A 19,775-nucleotide genomic window follows, 5' to 3' on the forward strand; every position below is an offset into this window, starting at 1 on the left:
TTTTATTTGTAATCATTCTAATCTTTTATTAATATCAATATTGTAATGATTATAAATAACGGGAGGCAATCATATGGATCAACATCGTCAACTAACTACGAACCAAGGCGTACCAATCGGGGATAACGCTAACTCCATCACTGCGGGTCGTCGGGGACCGACGCTTCTCGAAGACTACCAATTAATTGAGAAATTAGCGCATTTCGATCGTGAACGTGTACCAGAACGTGTCGTTCATGCGAGAGGGGCAGGGGCGCATGGTGTCTTCACTGTAAAAAATAGTATGAAACGATATACGAAAGCCGCCTTCTTGCAAGAAGAGGGGCAAGAGACACCTGTGTTTGCTCGTTTCTCGACCGTCATCCATGGTTTAGGTTCACCAGAGACGCTTCGTGACCCACGTGGTTTCGCCGTCAAGTTTTACACGGAAGAAGGGAACTATGATTTCGTCGGAAACAACTTGCCGGTGTTCTTCATCCGCGATGCGATTAAATTCCCGGACGTGATTCACTCGCTCAAACCGGACCCACAAACAAACCTTCAAGATCCGGACCGCTTCTTCGACTTCATGTCGCTCACACCTGAATCAACGAATATGCTTCTTCATTTATTCAGTGACGAAGGTATTCCGGCGTCGTATCGCCATATGCGTGGATCGTCCGTCCATTCATTCAAGTGGGTGAATGAATTCGGAAACACGGTGTACATAAAGATGCGCTGGGTACCTAAACAAGGCATTCAAAACTTATCGATGGAAGAAGCTGCGAAAATTCAAGCGGAAGACTTCAACCATGCGACACGTGATTTGTTCAACGCCATTGAAAATGGAGACTATCCGGAATGGGATCTATATGTACAAATTCTAGACCCAGCGGACATGGACAACTTTGACTTTGACCCACTCGATGCGACGAAAGATTGGTTCGAGGATGTCATCCCGTATCAATTAGTCGGAACGATGACCCTCAACAAGAATGTCGACAACTTCTTCGCCGAGACTGAATCAGTCGGCTTCAACCCGGGCGTCCTCGTACCAGGAATTCAGCCTTCAGAAGATAAGATGCTTCAAGGACGTCTCTTCTCGTATTCGGATACGCAGCGTCACCGCATCGGACCGAACTATCTCCAACTTCCGATCAACTGCCCGTTCGCTCAAGTCGCGAACAACCAGCGTGACGGGGCGATGCCATTTAAGCAACAGAAGAGCCCGGTCAACTATGAGCCGAACCGTTATGAAGATGCGCCGAAACCGAATGCGAACTATATTGAAACGCCGCAACCGATCACAGGCGTGACGGGTCGCCAGAAGATTGAGAAGACGAACGACTTCGGTCAAGCCGGAGAAGTGTACCGTCGCTATTCTCAAGAAGAGAAGGACGCGCTCATCCGGAACCTTGTCGCTCACATCAAAGAAGTTCGTCATGAGAAGACGGTTCTCCTTTTGATTTGCAACTTCTATCGTGCTGACCGTGAACTCGGGGAGCGTCTCTCGAACGAGTTGAACGTCGATCTCGCACCATTCTTGAACCAAATGTCGAAATAAACGAGTAGCCGCGGTCATGTACCGCGGTTTTTTATATGCAAAAAGACGTTCCTCTCGTGGAGAAACGTCTCGTTCATTGTTGTTACTCTCCGACCATCCCGTCACCGTCACGGTCGTCCATATACTGGTACAACCAATGGTCACGCGTGATCGGCATCTCAAATCCGGCGTTTTTTGCTTCTTTGATGGTCACTTGCCCGTTCCCGTCAACGTCGATATCGGATAAGTCGCGTTCCTCGACTGGATCCGTCGTCACTGCAGGAGGGGAGTCGTCCGTCAAATCGAGCGATTCGTTCACCTCTTCTGGATCCGCGTTATCATACGAATCCGTGACCGTGTTGCCGCGTACGGTATACGTATATTGATAGTGGGAAGGAATCTGAGTCGTTGTATTCGGATAGGTGATGATGGCTTCGAAGTTTTTCGCTCCGCCGGCTTTTCGAATGACATCTTCCATGAACGCCTGATCCCCGTAACGGTTAAGTGCACTGTTTTGTGGTGTGATGTTGTAGGCGTTCGAGACGCCGCCGAGCGAATCGGCAATGATATGACCTTCATCGAGGTTTGGGTCTTCGACACCTGGAACTTTCGCCTCGTCTGAATAGTAACGTCCTGAAGAATTGACGTCTTCGGTCTTATCATCCTGCAGGACAATCTCATCGGCGATTACGCGAACCAGCTGACCATGCTCGTTCGTGAACGCCCAGTACTCCCGGTCGCCGAAGCCGATATCGACGACGACATTTGCTTCACGACTACCGGATTGATCGCCGCCATCCACCTCGATCAACGTATAGCCTTCAAATACATCTTCTTCCTGTTCAGGTGAAGGCGTCTCGGTGGTTTGTTCCTCTTGTGCCGGCTCCTCTTCGACCGTTTCCTCAGTCGACGTCGGGACGCTCACATCGGCATCCGTACAACCGGAGAGAAACAGCACCCCAAGTAAGAATGGGATGTAAAATGGTATTCTTTTCATGTATCTCGCTCCTTATTCGAAGTTAGGCTATCGTATTTACTATGTAGCTTATAATGATAGCATAAGAAAACAAGATATGAGCGTTCTCTCCTCAAAATGTGCTCAATGGATTCCTCTCATTTGTGGATTCAGAGAGCTTGTGCCAAGATTGAAAAAAGGGGGAAGAACGTATGAACGAAGTGATTGAGACCTTATTGAACCACCGTTCCGTCCGCGATTTTACGGACGAGACATTAACAGATGAACAAATCCAGACCATCGTCGAGAGCGCACAACGGGCATCGACATCTAGCTTCATCCAAGCCTACTCCATCATCGGGGTGACCGATGAAGCGAAGAAGAAACGACTCGCTGAGATTGCGGGCAACCAGTCCTATGTCGTCGAGAACGGTCACTTTTTCGTATTCTGTGCAGACCTGCATCGGCATGAAATGATTGGTGAGCTACAGGAGACTGAAGTATCTGCGACGCTTGAGACGGATGAAAAACTTTTGGTTGCTGTGATTGACGCGGCGCTCGCCTCACAAAATGCGGCCATAGCGGCAGAGTCGATGGGACTCGGCATCTGTTATATCGGAGGCATTCGGAACGACCTCTTTGCCGTGAAAGAAGTGCTCGAATTGCCGGAGCGGGTCATTCCGCTTTTCGGGATGGCAGTCGGTGTACCGGCTTCAGTCGAAGATCAGAAACCTCGTCTCCCGTTCCATCACGTCTACCATGAGAATACGTACGAGACGAATCCAGAACGCATCAAACAGTCCCTTTCGGATTATGATGCATTGATCCATGATTACTACATGGTCCGTGGCTCGAATCCGCGTAAGGATACGTGGACCGGACAGATGGGACGCATGTTGTCGAAATCGACACGTCTTGACGTCAAAGACTTTTTGAAAGCACAAGGCTATTTGAAGCAATAAGAGAAACCGCCGACAACTCAATGTCGGCGGTTTTATGATGTTCAATGTAGTTGAGCGTCGAGCCAATTCTTGTCAATGGCACCAAATTGTTTCGCGATGATCACGCCAGATTCATCTAGCACATACGTCGTTGGCATCGCTTGAATCCGATACGCATCACCGACTTGGCCGTAACGATCATAGACGACGGTAAAGGCATCTTCGTATGGTTCGACAAATGAGACAGCGTTGTCAGGGTCGCGTTCGCTCGTCGTAGTGTTGACGGCGACAATCGTCACGTCGTCTCGTTTTTTCGCGAAATTCGCCATATCGGGCATCTCTGCACGACACGGCGGACACCAGGACGCCCAGAAGTTGACGATGACGCGCTGACCACGTAACGATGCTAAGTCGAACGTACTCCCATCGGTTCGCTGTAATGCGAACGAAGGAGGGATTTGTCCGATATTTAGCCCGGTCGACGCCGTCTCTCTCGTGACAGTTTGTGCCTCCTGTTCAGGTATGGCTACATTCACGACCGCGAGCAACACAAGTACACCGATACTGAGTTGAATCGCTTTTCTAGAAGGGCGAGCGAGAACAACGCTCAATCCGAACAGGATGGTGACGATTCCGATCGTCCACCATTGAATCTGTCCGACCGCATACGATTCGAATAACCAAATACTAGATACACCGAATGTGGTCCAAAGAATGTTCCCACGAGTCGGTTGATGCATCCAGCGCCACGTCATCCCGAGTAGCAGAAGGATGAGGGTTGCACTCCATACATGAATCGGCTGATCTGGGAAACGCCAAATCGTTCCGTACATTGGAACCGCGAGCGTCATACCGAACCAAATGAAAAGGCCGCTCAGCACCCAATAGCCTAAAAGGTCTCGGTCGAGTCGATAGACGAACCAAAGGACAATAGCGGCCGCAATCCATTGAGACCAAGCGCCTCCCGTTGCATAAAGCGCGAGCGACAGGTCACGTGTCGTCATTAGACCAATGACGATGGCGCTCCCTTTCCAGGCAAGAAATCCATAGAACCATGTGCCGATGACGGCTTCCCGTTGTTTACTCGTCAGTCCGCGAAAGCGAAAGATCCCGTAAAGGACGACAAGGCTTAGTAAAAAGATGAGTAAATCAAAACGAATGTTGAGTGGACCAATCGCGACCACGTCTTTCCCTCCTAAACAAAAGGCGCCCCTCTCGAAGCGGGCGCCATATTCCTAGTCAGTATAGCATTACTTGATTTGTTGAGCGTTCAAGACAGTCTTCATCGCACCATAGCCACCAAGGATATTATGGATATCTTTGTAGCCGAGCGATTGAAGGACACTTGCCGCCATGCGTGAGCGGACGCCTGATGCACAGTGGACCGCAATCGTTTGGTCTGTCGGAAGACCTTCGTGATCCCGTACGAGTTTACCGAGTAAGATGCGTTCTGCCTTTTCGTAATGGCTCGCGTTCCATTCGGTCGCGTTTCGAACGTCGAGGACGAACACTTCACCTTTTTCAGCAGCATCGATGGCTTCTTCTGCCGTCACGTCCGTATACGTTTCCGTCAAGAGCGATGCGTCGAGTTCTTCGACTGGGACGATGAAGCGGAGGCGATCGAGACCGATTGATTGAAGATCAGTTTGTACTTGATCGACATCTTCCGCACTCGCGATAAGTGTGATGTCTTTGTCGAAGTTGACGAGCCAGCCTGCCCACGAGACGAACTTGTTGTTGTACGGGATATTGATTGTCCCAGGGACGTGTCCGTTCGCAAAGTCCTCACCTTTACGCGTATCGACGACCTGTGTATTTTCAACAAGTGTATCGAGACGATCTGTGCCTACGATTTCTGGGCGAGCGATTTTTGTCGTCACTTGAATGCCTTCTTTGTTCACTTTCTTCATCATGGCGAAGTAGTTCGGTGGTTCGGGTTGATCAGTCGTCAACTCTTTGATGAAGGCATCTTTGTCCGTCATTTGAAGGGCCCAGTTCGTTGCTTTCTCGTAACCGACTGTCGATGTCGGAATCGCGCCGAGCGCTTTCCCACAAGCACTACCAGCACCGTGTCCAGGCCAAACTTGAACGAAATCAGGGAGCACCATGAATTTTTTGAGTGAATCAAACATTTGTTCCGCACCGATTGCCGTCGTTCCTTTCACACCGGCTGCTTCTTCAAGAAGGTCAGGGCGACCGATATCTCCGACGAAGACGAAGTCGCCTGTGAAAATCCCCATCGGTTGTGTCTGGTTCCGGTCATACAGAAGGAACGAAATGTGTTCTGGTGTGTGACCCGGTGTATGCATGACTTCAAGTGTCACATTACCAACTTTGAATGTGTCACCGTCTTTCACGAGTTGTGCATCGATGTCTTTGGCGAATGCGTATTTCCATGAAGCGTCGCCTTCATCTGATAAATAAGCTTTCGAACCTGTCCGCTTCGCGAGTTCGAGTGAGCCCGATACGAAGTCCGCATGGATGTGTGTCTCAGCTGTTGCAACAATGTTCATGCCTTCTTTTTTCGCTTCCTGAAGATATGGCTCGATGTTACGGGCCGGGTCGATAACGATCGCTTCTCCTGTCATTTGGCAACCGACCATATATGAAGCTTGTGCTAATTTTTCATCATAAAAATAACGTAATAACATGTGAAATTCCCCCTATGACTAAAATAATGGTTTTTATTCGACTTCGCCTTGCCAGCTCATCATTCCACCGTCGACGTTCGTGACGTCGAATCCAAGTGAGTCGAGATAAGCAGATGCGTTCATGCTGCGTCCGCCAGCTGCGCAAATAACGTGAATTGGTTTAGAGCGATCGAGCTCATCGACTTTTGCCCCGAATTCAGAAAGTGGTACGTTTTTCGCTTGTTTGATGTGGCCGCCGTCATATTCATCCACTTCTCGCACATCAATCAAATTGAGTGATTCGTCCGCTTGGAGTAATGCTTCTAATTCAGTAGTCGTAATCGTCTTCATGAGTCTTTGATCTCCTTTTCGTGTGTAAGGTTTTTTGGCAACGAGAATGTTTCGTTGGCTTTAATATACCCCCTAAGGTATAATGAGCGCAAGTGAAAAGAATTGGAGGCGAAAAAATGAAGAGGATTTCCTTATTTGTTGGAATTTTGGCTTTAATGGCGATTTTTATCTTTGTAATCACATCAGAAAAGGGCGGGATAACGAAAATCGATGCTAAAACTCTACAAAACAAATTGGAAAACGAGGAAATAACACTCCTTGACGTTCGAGAAGTGTCCGAATACGAGGGGGGGCATATTGAAGGAGCGGTGAACGCACCACTTTCTTCATTAGATGCCAACGAGTTGCCGTATCCGAAAGACGAGCCGATCTACCTCATCTGTCGGAGTGGGAACCGAAGTGCTCAGGCTGCTAGCCGATTACAAGAGGCAGGCTATACCGAAATCTATGATGTGTCAGGCGGCATGATGGCTTGGGAAGCTTCTGAATAAGAAGAGAATAAAAGGATAATGGAGGAATCGATATGGAGTTTGGGTTTATCATTACGATTTTTTTAATTGGTTTCATCGGGTCATTTATTTCAGGGATGGTCGGAATTGGTGGGTCAATCATCAAATATCCGATGTTGTTGTACATCCCACCACTCTTAGGATTTGCGGCGTTCAGTGCCCACGAAGTATCGGGAATCAGCGCCATTCAAGTGTTCTTTGCGACAATCGGTGGGATATATGCCTATCGTAAAGGCGGATACTTAAACAAACAGTTAATATTATATATGGGTGTGTCGGTCTTGATTGGTAGTTTCATTGGTGGATACGGGTCGACGTTGCTATCTGAAACAGCCATCAATGTCGTTTACGCCGTACTCGCGACGATTGCGACTGTGATGATGTTTTTACCGAAACCACAAGTGGATGATATGCCACTTGATCAAGTCCAGTTCAACAAGATGATTGCCGCAAGCTCTGCATTCATTGTCGGAGTCGCAGCGGGAATCGTTGGAGCTGCAGGGGCGTTCATTCTCATGCCGATCATGCTCGTCGTTCTCCGCATCCCGACAAAAATGGCGATTGCAAGTTCACTCGCCATCACGTTTATCTCGTCCATCGGGTCGACGTTCGGGAAAATCATCACAGACCAAATCGTCTGGGGTCCGGCGATTATTATGATTATCGCCAGTCTGATTGCCGCACCGATCGGGGCGAATGTCGGTAAAAATATGCATACAAAAGCGTTGCAATGGATTTTGGCGTTACTCATCTTGGCCAGTACCATCAAAATTTGGAGCGACTTAATCTCGTAAAAAAACACGATGCCATTTGTTTGGCATCGTGTTTTTTGTGTTACTTCGTAATGAAATAGTAGAGAAGACCGAGTCCGATAAACGAGGCGGGGAGCAAGATGACGTAAACCCAAGAAACCATCGACCAACTTTTTTTCTGGCTATACGTGGAATGGTCTTTGCCGAGCCCGACCATGATGGTGAATATGAGTGCGATCAAACAGACAAGCAATGCTAACCCGATGGTGAGAACCATATCGTCACATCCTTCTTTAGTGCTGTTATCTTTATGATATCGTATACCGTTGAGAGACTTCTGGCATAATATTGAGATTGTGTGACAAAGATAATTGAGACGTATCACACCTATAGCATCACAGGAGAAAAAATCCCTTTCGAACGAATCGAAAGGGATTGAATGTTTATTCCGCGAACGTTTTGCTTCGGAACATAAACGCCGTGATGAGGTAGAAGGCGATGATATGAAGGGCGACATAGAAAATCGAGAAGCCCATCGTCGCGTCCATCGCTTTCATGAACTCTGGGTTGACGTCATAGATGGAAAGATCCGTATGCAAGAAGACGATCCATTTCGCAAGCTCGGGTTTCCAGGCGACGAGAAGTCCACCGATGATACTCGAAGCGAAGTTCGCGAGCACCGTGAATCCGATGACGACCCCGACTGACTTGAAGACGACCGAGAACATGAGCGTCAAGAAGATGATGAAGATCGGTCCACTCACACTGATGAGGATCGGACGGACGACATCCCATGTGACAGAGCCGTCTAACGTGAGCGAGAAGCCAAACGCGACGACTAAGATGAAAACAAATTGGAGCAACATGACGAGAACGGCCATGACGAGTTTCGACAACAAGATGCGGTCTCGGGAATATGGACTCATCAAAAGATGCTTCAACGTGTCAAATTTCAATTCGTTCCCAACCATCTCGGCTGTAAAGACGATCGTAAAGATACTTAGGAAAGCGATGGCGCCCATCGTTGAGAATTCAAAGAACGATGCCGCTTCCGGTGTCCCGTCTCCACTGGCTAATACAGCGTATACGATGAGGATGATTGCCGTATATACGCCTAAAGCAACGTAAGGCTTAATCGTGCGGCGCCATTTCATCCATTCATTGCTGAGTAATGAACGCATTGTTCGTACCTCCTTCTTTTTTCGTCAATTTCAAGAATTGTTCTTCGAGCGACTCGTGTTTCATGCCAATTTGATAGACGGCGATATCACGCACGATTAATTGTTTCAGTAAGACCGGAATGTCCGTCTCCTGTCGCGGCACGATAAACGCCTCGGCAGATTGCTGGACGATCTTCACGTCATCGAAGGTGAGGGCGGCAACATCGAGTGCCTCATTCATCTGCTCTTTGGCAACTTTACAGAGGATGACGCTGTCTGCTTTCGTCTTCCCGTCTTCCACTGATTTGATTTGTCCTTGGTCGATGATGGCGAAGCGGTCGGTGATCAATTCCATCTCGCTCAACAAATGACTCGAAATCAAGATGGCGATTCCACGGTGATCGGCAAGGTGGCGTAAGTAATTTCGGAGGTCGGCGATGCCGGCTGGGTCGAGCCCGTTCGTCGGTTCATCCAAGATGAGTACTTTCGGATTATGCAACAAGGCACGGGCAATCCCGAGGCGCTGTTTCATCCCGAGTGAGTACTGCTTGACTTTCATATCGAGCTTTCCGTCAAGTCCAACGAGCGCACCGAGTGCGTTCAAGTCGACTTTTTTCAAGTTCGGAATCAAGTTCATGGCGTGAATCAAGTTTTCACGACCGGTCATGTACGGATAGAACGCCGGATTCTCGACGATGGCTCCGATACGGCTGAGCGCTTCTTGGCGATTGTTTGCTACGTCATACCCATCGACCGTCACAGTTCCATGCGTTGCTGGCATGAGGCCCGTGATGATTCGGATGGTTGTCGTTTTCCCGGCGCCGTTCGGTCCGAGGAATCCGAAAATTTCTCCTGGAACGACGTCAAAGCTGACATTCGTCAATACCGTTGCTTTTCCCATTTTCTTATGGACATTTTGTACGGATAACATGTGGTCACCTAGCTTTCTATTAAGAGTGATAGTGTACTGCCTACATCCCCTTCTACGGCTTGTTTGAAATAAGGTTTCATCATTTTTTGAAATCGTTGAAACAAATTGATCATGACACAATTTATCGATAAGCAAAACTTATCGAAATAGTATGGACGAATTGTGAATTTGTAAGGGTCTTTCCGGCACGAAAGGTGTAGTATGTAGTTGAGCGTAAGAGGCAAGATTTGGTTTTGTTCACCAGGGTAGGAGAAGGGTGAACTGCTTCGGGCTACATGTTAAAATGAAAGCGTTCACAGATTGGACGTTTAGGAATGGATAAGGGGGATTTATTCAATGGGAGAGTCGTCGAATGTTCACGAGAAATCGCAGGCATTTTATGGTCCTAACTTAGGCTACATCATTGAACTGTACGAACAATATTTGGAAGACCCATCATCGGTCGATGAAGAGACGCGTCAATATTTTGATGAATTTGGGGCGCCAGAATCATCACCGACAGAAGTACCGGTCTCGGGTCCATCGTTTGATTTGGAGAAAGTCGTCTCGGCGACACGTCTCGTCAACGATATTCGTGCGTTCGGTCATAAAGCGGCTGATATTTATCCGTTAAAAGACCATCCGCGCGAACAGGAATTGTTCGAATTGTCACGGTACGATTTGACAGAAGACGATTTAAAACAAATTCCAGCTCGTCTTCTTTCCGACGATGCACCTAAGCCAAACGCGAGTGCTCTAGATTTATTCCGGCATTTGCTCGATGTTTATACAGGGACGGTCGCTATCGAACTCCGTCATTTAGATGATATGGAAGAGAAGAAGTGGATCCGTCGCCAAGTTGAACAAGGTGCATTGAAGCACACCTTCTCAAAAGAAGAAAAAATTGAATTGTTCAAACGTCTTGCGGAAACGGAATTGTTTGAATCATTCCTTCATAAGACATACGTCGGACAAAAACGCTTCTCGATCGAAGGGTTAGATGCGATGGTACCACTTCTCGATGCGATGGTCGGTGGCCTTATTTCGAGCGGGTCTGAACATATCAACATCGGGATGGCTCACCGTGGACGTCTAAACGTCCTCGCTCACGTCCTCGGCAAACCGTACGAGATGATTTTTGCGGAGTTCCAACATGCACCGAACAAAGAATTGATCCCATCTGAAGGATCAATCGGCATCAACTTCGGATGGTCGGGCGATGTGAAATATCACCTCGGTCTCGATCGCAAAGTCGTCGAACAGCAAAAAGAAGTCCGTCTCAACTTAGCGAACAACCCGAGTCACCTCGAGTTCGTCGGGTCAGTCGTCGAAGGGTATACGCGTGCCGCACAAGATGATCGTTCTGAAAAAGGATCAGCTGTACAGCATGATGATTTGGCGGCATCGATTTTGATTCACGGAGATGCAGCGTTCCCGGGACAAGGGATTGTCGCAGAGACACTCAATATGACGAACTTGACGGGATATCGTACAGGTGGGACGGTTCACGTCATCGCCAACAACACGATCGGTTTCACAACAGACCCGAACGATTCACGCTCGACACGTTACGCGAGTGATATCGCTAAAGGGTATGAAATTCCGGTCCTCCACGTCAATGCGGATGACCCGGAAGCGTGTGTCGCTGTCGCGAAGTTGATTAGTGAATATCGCGCGAAATTCCATAAAGATATCTTAGTCGATTTGATTGGATACCGTCGATACGGACACAACGAAATGGACGAACCGATGAACACGAACCCGGTTCTTTATAAAGCCATCAAAGGACACCAGTCCGTCCGTCACGTCTATGCCGCACAACTCGAGGCAGAAGGCGTCATGACGAAAGATGAGAAAGCACAAATCGAGCAAAAGATTGAAGAGGCGCTGAAAGCAGCGCGCGACCTCGTTCCTTCTGAAGAAGAGGATGCGGATATCGTCTTGCCGGATGCGGTCCATAAAGGATTCCCGAAAGTCGATACGAGCGTGAAACGCGATCTCTTGACTCAATTGAACGACGAATTGCTTGATTGGCCGGAAGGCTTCGGTGTCTTCCACAAACTTCAAAAAGTACTCGACCGTCGCCGTGATGCATTCAGCGAAGGTGGAAAGATCGACTGGGGCCATGCGGAGACACTCGCATTCGCGTCGATTCTTTCAGACGGTACGCCGGTTCGTTTGAGTGGTCAAGATTCCGAACGTGGAACATTCGCTCAGCGGAACATCATGTTGAACGATGTCGAGTCAGGGAAGAAATTCTCGCCACTCCACCAGTTATCGACAGCAAAAGCATCGTTCTCGGTCTATAACAGCCCGCTCTCAGAAGGTTCGGTGCTTGGATTTGAATATGGTTACAACGTCTTCGCACAAGACACGCTCGTCCTATGGGAAGCACAATACGGGGACTTTGCGAACTCGGCACAAGTCATGTTCGACCAGTTCATCTCGGCAGGACGTGCGAAGTGGGGTCAAAAGTCAGGCCTCGTCATGCTCTTGCCACACGGTTATGAAGGACAAGGACCGGAGCACTCGAGTGCACGGATGGAACGTTACTTGACCCTTGCAGGAGAGAAGAACTGGACAGTCGCTAACCTTTCATCTGCGGCACAGTACTTCCATATTCTCCGTCGCCAAGCAGAGATGCTCGGTAAAGAAGAGATTCGCCCGATGATCATCATGACTCCGAAGAGCCTACTTCGTCATCCGCTCGCAACGTCACCAATCGAGGCGTTCACGGAAGAGAGTTTCAAACCGATCGTTGAACAACCAGGTCTCGGTGAGAACGCGGAAAAAGTCGAACGTCTCGTCTTCTGTACAGGGAAGATGGCAATCGATCTTGCGGAAGCGGTCGGCAAGTCAGAAGAGTCACTCGACTTCTTGCATATCATCCGAGTCGAAGAAATCTATCCGTTCCCGGTACGTGAGATTCGTGACGTCATCAGCCGTTATCCGAATGCACGTGAAATCGTCTGGGTCCAGGAAGAACCGAAAAACATGGGGGCTTGGACATATATCGAGCCTCGTCTAGAAGCGGTCACTACGAACCGACTCGATGTTCGTTATATCGGCCGTCGCCGTCGTTCGAGTCCAGCTGAAGGAAATCCGACAGCTCACAAACAAGAACAAGCACGCATCATCCGTGAAGCACTTTCTCGTGACGTCGTCTCGAGCGGTGCAGGCACGAGCACATATCAAAAAGATCGTAAATAAGTTAAGGGGGAACTCATTGTGATCGAAATCAAAGTACCGGAATTAGCAGAGTCCATTACAGAAGGAACGGTCGCTACATGGCTCAAACAGCCAGGCGATCAAGTTGAAAAAGGGGAAGCCATCGTCGAGCTCGAGACCGATAAAGTCAATATCGAAGTCCCGGCTGACGAAGCGGGTGTGTTAGAAGAACAACTTGCTGGAGAAGGGGACACGGTTCAAGTCGGTGAAGTCATCGCACGTCTCGGTTCAGGTTCAGGTGGCGGAACGGCTGTCGCGACGAAGACGAAGACAGAAAACGCGACTGAAACGAAAACAGAAGCACCGACTGAGAAAAAGACGGAGTCCGTCGAAGAAGGCAAGAAAGTCGAGAAACGTGAAGAACATGTTGCCAGTCCTGGTAAAGGGCCGATTGCGACACCGGCTGCACGTAAACTTGCTCGTGAGAAAGGCATCGACCTTTCAGCCGTTCAAACGAACGATCCAATTGGACGCATCAATGTCCATGACGTTTCAAAACATGAAGAGAAACCGTCTGTGAAAGAGCAGAAGCCAGCGGCAGCAGCTCCGGCACCACAACCGGCTGCGAGTGGAAAAGAAGAAGAGCGCATCAAAATGACGCGTCGTCGTCAGACGATCGCGAACCGTCTCGTTGAAGTGCAGCAGACGGCCGCAATGCTCACGACGTTCAATGAAATCGACATGTCTGCGGTCATGGCACTTCGTAAACGTCGCCAAGAGAAGTTCGTGAAAGACAACGATGTCAAACTCGGCTTCATGTCATTCTTCACGAAAGCAGCGGTAGCGGCTCTCAAACGGATGCCATACTTGAACGCTGAGATCCAAGGCAACGAAATCGTCTTGAAGAAATATTATGACATCGGGATTGCCGTATCGGCGCCAGACGGTCTCGTCGTTCCGGTCGTCCGTGAAGCGGACCGTAAAAACTTCGGGGAGATTGAGAAAGACATCCTTCACCTTGCGGACAAAGCACGTAACAACAAGCTCGGATTGAGCGACCTCACTGGTGGTACGTTCACGATCACAAATGGGGGTGTGTTCGGTTCACTCCTCTCAACACCAATCTTGAACGGACCACAAGTTGCCATCCTCGGGATGCACTCGATCCAACTCCGCCCGGTCGCGATCGACGCGGACACGATGGAGAACCGTCCGATGATGTATGTCGCACTCTCGTATGACCACCGAATCGTAGATGGTCGTGAGGCAGTGACATTCCTCAAGCACATTAAAGACATGATTGAAGATCCAGAACAATTGTTGTTCGAAGCGTAAGAAGAGAAGATGCTCGCTCCTATCTTGGAGCGGGTATTTTTTTATGCCAGGTCTCAACGGAACCCTTTTTATGGAATTTTTGTATGGATATATATGTTATCCTTGATGAAGAACAACGAGAAAAGGGTGTGGGGACAGAATGAAACGGAACAAGACATTTTGGTGGGGTGGAATCATCGGACTTGTCATCATGGTGATCGCGGCCTATGCTTTCTATACATACTGGAGTGGACCGAATCCTAATGAACTCGACCGGGAACAAATGACGGAAGAAGACTACACACGAGCACTCGAATTGATTGACATCATCAAAGAAGAAGACCCACTCGGGCGCCGTCAAAATGTGACGCGCCGCATCAATCCACAGGAGACGACGGGACTCATCTTTGATGATCCCAAAAAGTTGAACAAAGGAAATCTTGTCGACGCGATGCATCTGATGACCCATCAAAAAATCTTAGCGACAGAAAAAGCGGGTGCCATCCCGATGACGCATGACAATCTAAAAGAGGTTCGTGACTATTTGGAGTTGCTACGCGATCAAAATAAAATTAAAAACGATGACTACCGTCAACTCGGAGGAATCATTGAACGATGGGAACAAGCTATCTTTGATGAGATTGACAAAGAACAGGACGTATTGCTAGAAGAGATGTATGCAGCCATCGGATTCTCGGACGGACTCGCGACACGTGCGGAAGAAGAGTTGTTCATTTTGAATAACTTTGGGGAGGAATACGTGTATACGATGGATTTGGAGCCGATGCCAGAAGAGGAAGAGCAGCAAGAAGACGCGAATACGAAAACGGAAGAGTAAGCGAAAAGGAGTTCATCACGAACTCCTTTTCGTATGGGGGCCAGTATTCATTCGAACGACTCATGGAAGGAAAGCTGTTGTTTCCCGTTCGCTTTTGACCGATATAACGCGTCGTCCGCTTGTTCGATCGCGACATGGGGTGGTTCCGGTGGACTCCAAATGGATGCCCCGATACTCGCCCCGATGTTCACCGATGCGATGTCTAGCGTAATCGGTTCAGAAAGCTTAGCGATGAGCGTACTCCCGATTTCGAGAATCTCTTGAATTGAACGAAGACGTCTCGGGAACATGAGGAAGAACTCGTCTCCACTTAACCGGACGGGATAGACGTCATCGATTGTGAGTGCTCGTAACCGTTGTGCGACTTCGACCAATACCTCATCCCCGACAGCGTGACCATACGTATCATTCACAGCCTTGAAGCCATCAAGATCGATATAGAAGAAAACGTATGGCTCTTTCGAAGTGTGAAGTTGATTCAGCTGTTCACGTAAGGCGATACGGTTCGCGAGACCAGTCAGCGCGTCACGGTTCGCGAGCGTCTCAAAATGTACCCGCTCCGACTCAGACTCTGTCAGGGAGGTGACGAGCGACTCCAATGCGAATGCGAGGGACTCGATCTCTTCGATTCCGGATTGATGAGGGAACGTATTGGCTTTCCCTTGCTCCATGAGCGAAGCCGTTTCGGTGATTCGCTTCAACGGTCGCGTCACGACAGATGCGAGGAGCCAACCAAGGACAGCTGTCACGAACGAGGCCAATAAACCGATCCATAAAATTCTTGTTTCAAGTGTCTCGACCGGTGCGAATGCGACTGATGTCGGTTGACGGACGACGACGCGCCATCCAAGTCCAGGATATTCATCATACCCTTCTCCGATTGACATACCCGTCAGATAGTCCTGCCCATTTTCCCATTTTTTCACGGAAGACCCTTCTGTAAATGACACGGGCAGTGGTTTTCCAACCATGTCATCTGGACCGAGGAGAACGAGGTTGTCTCGTTCACTGACGACGAATAAATCCGTATCGTCGACTTGGTCATGAAGCGTTCGGTTGAAATGTCCGAGTACTTCTTCACCCCATGCCCAGCTTAAATGCGTGGCGAGCACTCCTTGAAATACACCTTCTTGAAGTAGCGGGACACTGATATCAACAAATTGGAGCGGTTCCCCCGTAGGATTCGGCAATAATTCAGCTAAGAGGACCGCCTCATGGACGTCTCCGATAAAGGGGGCATCTTGTGCTTCCAGATAAACCGGTCGTTCAGCAATCGATGCCCCTTCGAGAATCCCGTTCGTCGAAGCGACGACGGTCCCGTCTGGATCTGTTACGCCCATCCATGAGAAGGCGGGGATGTTCGATTGTACTTGATCGAGGAGTCGACGTGTTTCGTCTCGATCTTCTAAATCGAGGCCTTGTAAAAGTTGGACTTCTTGATAACGTGACCACATATAAAAGTCGAGCTTATCAGCCAATTGATGCGATGTCGTCGACAGGCGTTCCCCGATTTCTTGTTCGAGTGCGTCAGACGCCCGGTGACTGATGAGAGATGTGAGTGCAATCGTCAGTAAAAAGACGAGCGTGGCAATGCTGAGCGCCAATATAAGTCCGAGGCGCATCGTAAAAGTCTTGATCATGCGAGAAAAACCTCCTAAAGCTTGAATTGAAGAGAATTATGAAAAACGAGTCGATATCATGATAGGAGGAAGAGCTTCCGCTATAATGAAAGACGAGTCAAAATAGATAGAGGTGAAGAGAATGAAAAAGAATCAATGGTTGGTCATCATGACCGTCGTCGCGGTCGCGTTGATTGCTTTGGCGTTCGTCTTGCTCAATCAAGATGAAACGACAACGGTTGACCGAGGTGATCACGTATCGATTGAAGGACAACCGACATTCGGAAATCCGGATGCGAAAGTGTCCATCGTCGAATTTGGAGATTATAAATGTCCGTCTTGTAAACAATGGGGCGAAACGATTTATCCTCAGTTGAAAGCAGACTATCTCGATAAAGAAGATGTCAGCTTCAGTTATATTAATGTCTTGTTCCATGGACAAGAATCGATTTTGGCATCGCTCGCTTCCGAGTCGGTATACGAGCAAGATCCCGATTCGTTCTGGAAGTTTCACAAGGCGCTCTACGACGCGCAGCCAGAATCACAACAACACGACGACGTATGGGTGACCGTTGAGAAGCTGAAGGAAATTGCGAGTGAGACGACATCGGTCGACTTGGCACAGCTCGAGCAAGATCTCGGAGAAGATTCAACCGTCATCGAAAAAGTCAGCACAGACGATGGATTGGTGAAAGAAAATGGGATTCAGTTCACGCCATCGATTATGATTAACGGTGTGATGCTCGAGGACCCGTTTAATTATGAGCAAATCCAACAGTTGATTGAACAGGATTTGTAAAATGAAGACGTTTTTCGAAAAATACGGCCTGTATCTCGCATGGCTTGTCTCTTTGACAGCAACCCTTGGAAGTCTCTACTTTAGTGAGATTCGAGAGTTTGTGCCATGTGAGTTGTGTTGGATTCAACGCATCTTTATGTATCCATTGACCATCCTCCTAGGGATTGCCGTCTTTACAGACGATCGGTCAGTACGTAAATATGTGTTACCGCTTACTATCATAGGCGGTTTGGTTTCACTTTACCATTACTTGGTACAGAAAGTGCCAGGTTTTGCAGAAATTCAACCGTGTACACAAGGAGTTCCGTGTAGTGGTCAATATATCAACTGGCTAGGGTTCATCACGATTCCCTTCCTCGCATTGACAGCCTTCGCACTCCTTACCCTCTTCATGTGGAATATCAAAAAGCGATAAGGAGTTGGCGCGTGTGAAGAAATGGTGGATGATTGGTTTGATGACGATGCTCATCGTCCTAGCCGGATGCGGACAAGAGATTGAGGATCCGCTTAATTGGGAAGTTGAATCGTTCGAATACATGAACCAAGAAGAAGAAATGGTCAGCCTCGACGATTTAAAAGGGAAAGTGTGGATGGCGGATTTCGTCTTCACAAGCTGTGAGACAGTCTGTCCACCGATGACTTACAATATGACGAAGCTGAACGAGGCGCTCGAAGAAGAAGGTGTTGAAGACGTGCAGTTCGTTTCGTTCAGCGTCGACCCGACGGTGGACACTCCGGAGAAAATGAAAGCGTTTATGAGTGGCTATGACCTTTCGAAAGCAGATTGGCAGTTCCTCTCCGGCTACTCGCAAGACGAGATTGAAACGTTTGCCCAACAGAACTTCAAGGCGCTCGTCCGGAAGCCTGACGAAGGCACACAAGTCGACCACGGTACGTATTTCTATTTGGTCGACCAGGAAGGGAAAATCATCAAAGCGTATCCTGGTTTCCAAAACGTCCCGACCGAAGACATCATCAACGACATTAAAATCTTGCAGAAGTCTTAACAGAAGACCTGTTCCACATGCGGTGGGGCAGGTCTTTTGAGTGGGGAAACCTGATATACTTGAAAGACTAGGCCGCCACAATCAAGAGCACTTATTTTTTGAAAGATGAGCGAATCCGCACACAAACCGTTATATGGATGGGATATGCACGCTATAATCAATTCAACGAACATGTAGAAAAGAGGATTTAGATGAAAAAGACGATGTTGCTCTCATTAGTCGGACTGGCTGCCGTCACCGGGACGGTCTTGACGCAGTACAAACCACTCGGACGTAAGCCGAAATCACTTCAATCGCCGAACCAGGTGAACGGGAGATTCCGTAATCAATACGAGACACCGATGAACTTCTCCGCAGAGGACATGGTATCGATGGCGCGTGACTATCGTGACGTGACGTCACTTCGTAAGCCTACCGAACGTCTTCCGATCGTACCCATCGATTTTGAGGAGAAGACGGGCTCGAGCTTCACGAGAATCTATTGGCTCGGTCATTCGGCGCTCATGGTACAAATGGACGGGAAGACAATGCTCGTCGATCCGATGTTTGGACGTAGCCCATCTCCGCTTCCGTTCGCAAAAAATGAACGTTTTAGTGAAGACTTGCCGTTCGACCTTGAGGACTTGCCTGAGATCGATGTCGTCTTGTTGACGCATGATCATTACGACCACCTCGACTATGGGACGATCCTTGCGATTAAAGACAAGGTCGCCATGTTCATCGTGCCGCTCGGTGTCGGCAGTCATTTGAAACGATGGGGTGTCGGGGCAGAGCGAATCGTGGAACGGGATTGGGGCGAGTCGTATGCGTTCGGGAACTGGACGTTCGTCTGTACGCCGGCGCGTCACTTCTCCGGTCGTTCGTTGACGGACCGCAACAGCACGTTATGGGCATCGTGGGTCGTCCTCGGTGAGACGGACCGGCTCTTCTTCAGCGGGGACAGCGGTTACGCTCCACACTTCAAGATGATTGGCGAACAGTACGGACCGTTTGACTTCGCCGCACTTGAATGCGGTCAATATGATGTACGCTGGCCAGACGTCCATATGCAACCGGAAGAGACCGCGCAAGCGTTTCACGATTTACGCGCCGACCAGATGATTCCGATTCATTGGGGGGCGTTCACACTCTCGTTCCATGATTGGTTCGACCCGGCAGAACAGATGGCGTCTCTTTTACCGAAAGACGTTCTTCTCACGCCAATGATTGGGGAGCGCATCACGCTAGACGGTCGGAACGATACGACGACGTGGTGGCGAGAACTCGAAGACGCAAACAAGCGATGACCTCGGTCACCGCT

At 48.8% G+C, this 19,775-nt stretch carries 19 protein-coding genes; 11 read left to right on the plus strand and 8 right to left on the minus strand.

Annotated features, from left to right (window positions below; all coding sequences use genetic code 11):
* The first annotated feature begins 73 nt into the window (after positions 1-73).
* Positions 74-1,543 carry a catalase gene (locus KNO90_RS07325; RefSeq protein WP_215113330.1) on the plus strand — a complete coding sequence of 490 codons (1,470 nt, stop codon included), beginning with the start codon at positions 74-76 and terminating at the stop codon, positions 1,541-1,543.
* 82 nt (positions 1,544-1,625) lie between these two features.
* On the opposite strand, the gene KNO90_RS07330 is transcribed toward KNO90_RS07325, so the two are convergent.
* Positions 1,626-2,519: a DNA/RNA non-specific endonuclease gene (locus KNO90_RS07330; protein WP_215113331.1), complete on the minus strand. Its 894-nt coding sequence runs from the start codon at positions 2,517-2,519 to the stop codon at positions 1,626-1,628.
* 170 nt (positions 2,520-2,689) lie between these two features.
* Between KNO90_RS07330 and nfsA the strand changes: the two genes are divergently transcribed.
* Positions 2,690-3,439: an oxygen-insensitive NADPH nitroreductase gene (gene nfsA / locus KNO90_RS07335; protein ID WP_214739467.1), complete on the plus strand. Its 750-nt coding sequence runs from the start codon at positions 2,690-2,692 to the stop codon at positions 3,437-3,439.
* Between the two features lie 41 nt (positions 3,440-3,480).
* Here nfsA and KNO90_RS14820 read toward each other — a convergent pair whose 3' ends face one another.
* From KNO90_RS14820 to KNO90_RS07350, 3 genes are all read right to left on the minus strand, one after another.
* On the minus strand, positions 3,481-4,602 hold the full coding sequence (locus KNO90_RS14820) for a TlpA family protein disulfide reductase (protein ID WP_215113332.1): 1,122 nt from the start codon (positions 4,600-4,602) through the stop codon (positions 3,481-3,483).
* A gap of 66 nt (positions 4,603-4,668) precedes the next feature.
* Positions 4,669-6,069, minus strand: coding sequence for an MBL fold metallo-hydrolase (locus KNO90_RS07345; RefSeq protein WP_215113333.1), 1,401 nt, complete (start codon positions 6,067-6,069; stop codon positions 4,669-4,671).
* A 33-nt stretch (positions 6,070-6,102) separates the two neighbouring features.
* Entirely contained in the window at positions 6,103-6,399 is a 297-nt protein-coding gene (locus KNO90_RS07350) for a rhodanese-like domain-containing protein (protein ID WP_215113334.1), read from the minus strand.
* A 116-nt stretch (positions 6,400-6,515) separates the two neighbouring features.
* On the opposite strand from KNO90_RS07350, the gene KNO90_RS07355 reads away from it, so the two are divergent.
* Together KNO90_RS07355 and KNO90_RS07360 are read left to right on the plus strand one after the other, a co-directional pair.
* Complete coding sequence (locus KNO90_RS07355; RefSeq protein ID WP_251127397.1) at positions 6,516-6,890, plus strand: rhodanese-like domain-containing protein; 375 nt, start codon at positions 6,516-6,518, stop codon at positions 6,888-6,890.
* A gap of 32 nt (positions 6,891-6,922) precedes the next feature.
* Positions 6,923-7,702, plus strand: a complete 780-nt coding sequence (locus KNO90_RS07360; protein WP_214739474.1) for a sulfite exporter TauE/SafE family protein — start codon at positions 6,923-6,925, stop codon at positions 7,700-7,702.
* Positions 7,703-7,742: 40 nt separating this feature from the next.
* Here the strand turns inward: KNO90_RS07360 and KNO90_RS07365 are convergent, their stop codons facing one another.
* The 3 genes from KNO90_RS07365 to KNO90_RS07375 all read right to left on the minus strand — a co-directional run bounded on the left by KNO90_RS07365 (position 7,743) and on the right by KNO90_RS07375 (position 9,751).
* Positions 7,743-7,937: a hypothetical protein gene (locus KNO90_RS07365; protein WP_214778886.1), complete on the minus strand. Its 195-nt coding sequence runs from the start codon at positions 7,935-7,937 to the stop codon at positions 7,743-7,745.
* 166 nt (positions 7,938-8,103) lie between these two features.
* Positions 8,104-8,841 carry an ABC transporter permease gene (locus KNO90_RS07370; RefSeq protein ID WP_214778888.1) on the minus strand — a complete coding sequence of 246 codons (738 nt, stop codon included), beginning with the start codon at positions 8,839-8,841 and terminating at the stop codon, positions 8,104-8,106.
* A complete protein-coding gene (locus tag KNO90_RS07375) occupies positions 8,819-9,751 on the minus strand; it encodes an ABC transporter ATP-binding protein (RefSeq protein WP_215113335.1) in 933 nt (310 codons plus the stop codon). Before KNO90_RS07375 ends, KNO90_RS07370 begins: the two co-directional genes overlap by 23 nt.
* 336 nt (positions 9,752-10,087) lie before the next feature.
* Between KNO90_RS07375 and KNO90_RS07380 the strand changes: the two genes are divergently transcribed.
* From KNO90_RS07380 to KNO90_RS07390, 3 genes are all read left to right on the plus strand, one after another.
* Positions 10,088-12,940, plus strand: a complete 2,853-nt coding sequence (locus KNO90_RS07380) for a 2-oxoglutarate dehydrogenase E1 component (protein WP_214739480.1) — start codon at positions 10,088-10,090, stop codon at positions 12,938-12,940.
* Between the two features lie 18 nt (positions 12,941-12,958).
* Positions 12,959-14,233: a 2-oxoglutarate dehydrogenase complex dihydrolipoyllysine-residue succinyltransferase gene (gene odhB, locus KNO90_RS07385; protein ID WP_214739482.1), complete on the plus strand. Its 1,275-nt coding sequence runs from the start codon at positions 12,959-12,961 to the stop codon at positions 14,231-14,233.
* A gap of 139 nt (positions 14,234-14,372) precedes the next feature.
* Positions 14,373-15,050 (plus strand): DUF6241 domain-containing protein, encoded by a 678-nt coding sequence (locus tag KNO90_RS07390; RefSeq protein WP_215113336.1) that lies wholly within the window; start codon positions 14,373-14,375, stop codon positions 15,048-15,050.
* Between the two features lie 47 nt (positions 15,051-15,097).
* On the opposite strand, the gene KNO90_RS07395 is transcribed toward KNO90_RS07390, so the two are convergent.
* Positions 15,098-16,690, minus strand: coding sequence for a diguanylate cyclase domain-containing protein (locus KNO90_RS07395; RefSeq protein ID WP_215113337.1), 1,593 nt, complete (start codon positions 16,688-16,690; stop codon positions 15,098-15,100).
* A 121-nt stretch (positions 16,691-16,811) separates the two neighbouring features.
* Between KNO90_RS07395 and KNO90_RS07400 the strand changes: the two genes are divergently transcribed.
* The 4 genes from KNO90_RS07400 (at position 16,812) to KNO90_RS07415 (ending at position 19,761) form a co-directional block, all read left to right on the plus strand.
* Entirely contained in the window at positions 16,812-17,468 is a 657-nt protein-coding gene (locus KNO90_RS07400) for a DsbA family protein (RefSeq protein ID WP_215113338.1), read from the plus strand.
* Position 17,469: 1 nt separating this feature from the next.
* Positions 17,470-17,883, plus strand: coding sequence for a disulfide oxidoreductase (locus tag KNO90_RS07405; protein ID WP_214739495.1), 414 nt, complete (start codon positions 17,470-17,472; stop codon positions 17,881-17,883).
* Positions 17,884-17,911: 28 nt separating this feature from the next.
* Positions 17,912-18,475 carry an SCO family protein gene (locus tag KNO90_RS07410; protein WP_214742344.1) on the plus strand — a complete coding sequence of 188 codons (564 nt, stop codon included), beginning with the start codon at positions 17,912-17,914 and terminating at the stop codon, positions 18,473-18,475.
* A gap of 191 nt (positions 18,476-18,666) precedes the next feature.
* Positions 18,667-19,761 (plus strand): MBL fold metallo-hydrolase, encoded by a 1,095-nt coding sequence (locus KNO90_RS07415; RefSeq protein ID WP_214739497.1) that lies wholly within the window; start codon positions 18,667-18,669, stop codon positions 19,759-19,761.
* Positions 19,762-19,775 lie beyond the last annotated feature (14 nt).

It is taken from the genome of Exiguobacterium sp. s63, from assembly GCF_018617335.1.
Classification (GTDB): Bacteria; Bacillota; Bacilli; order Exiguobacteriales; family Exiguobacteriaceae; genus Exiguobacterium.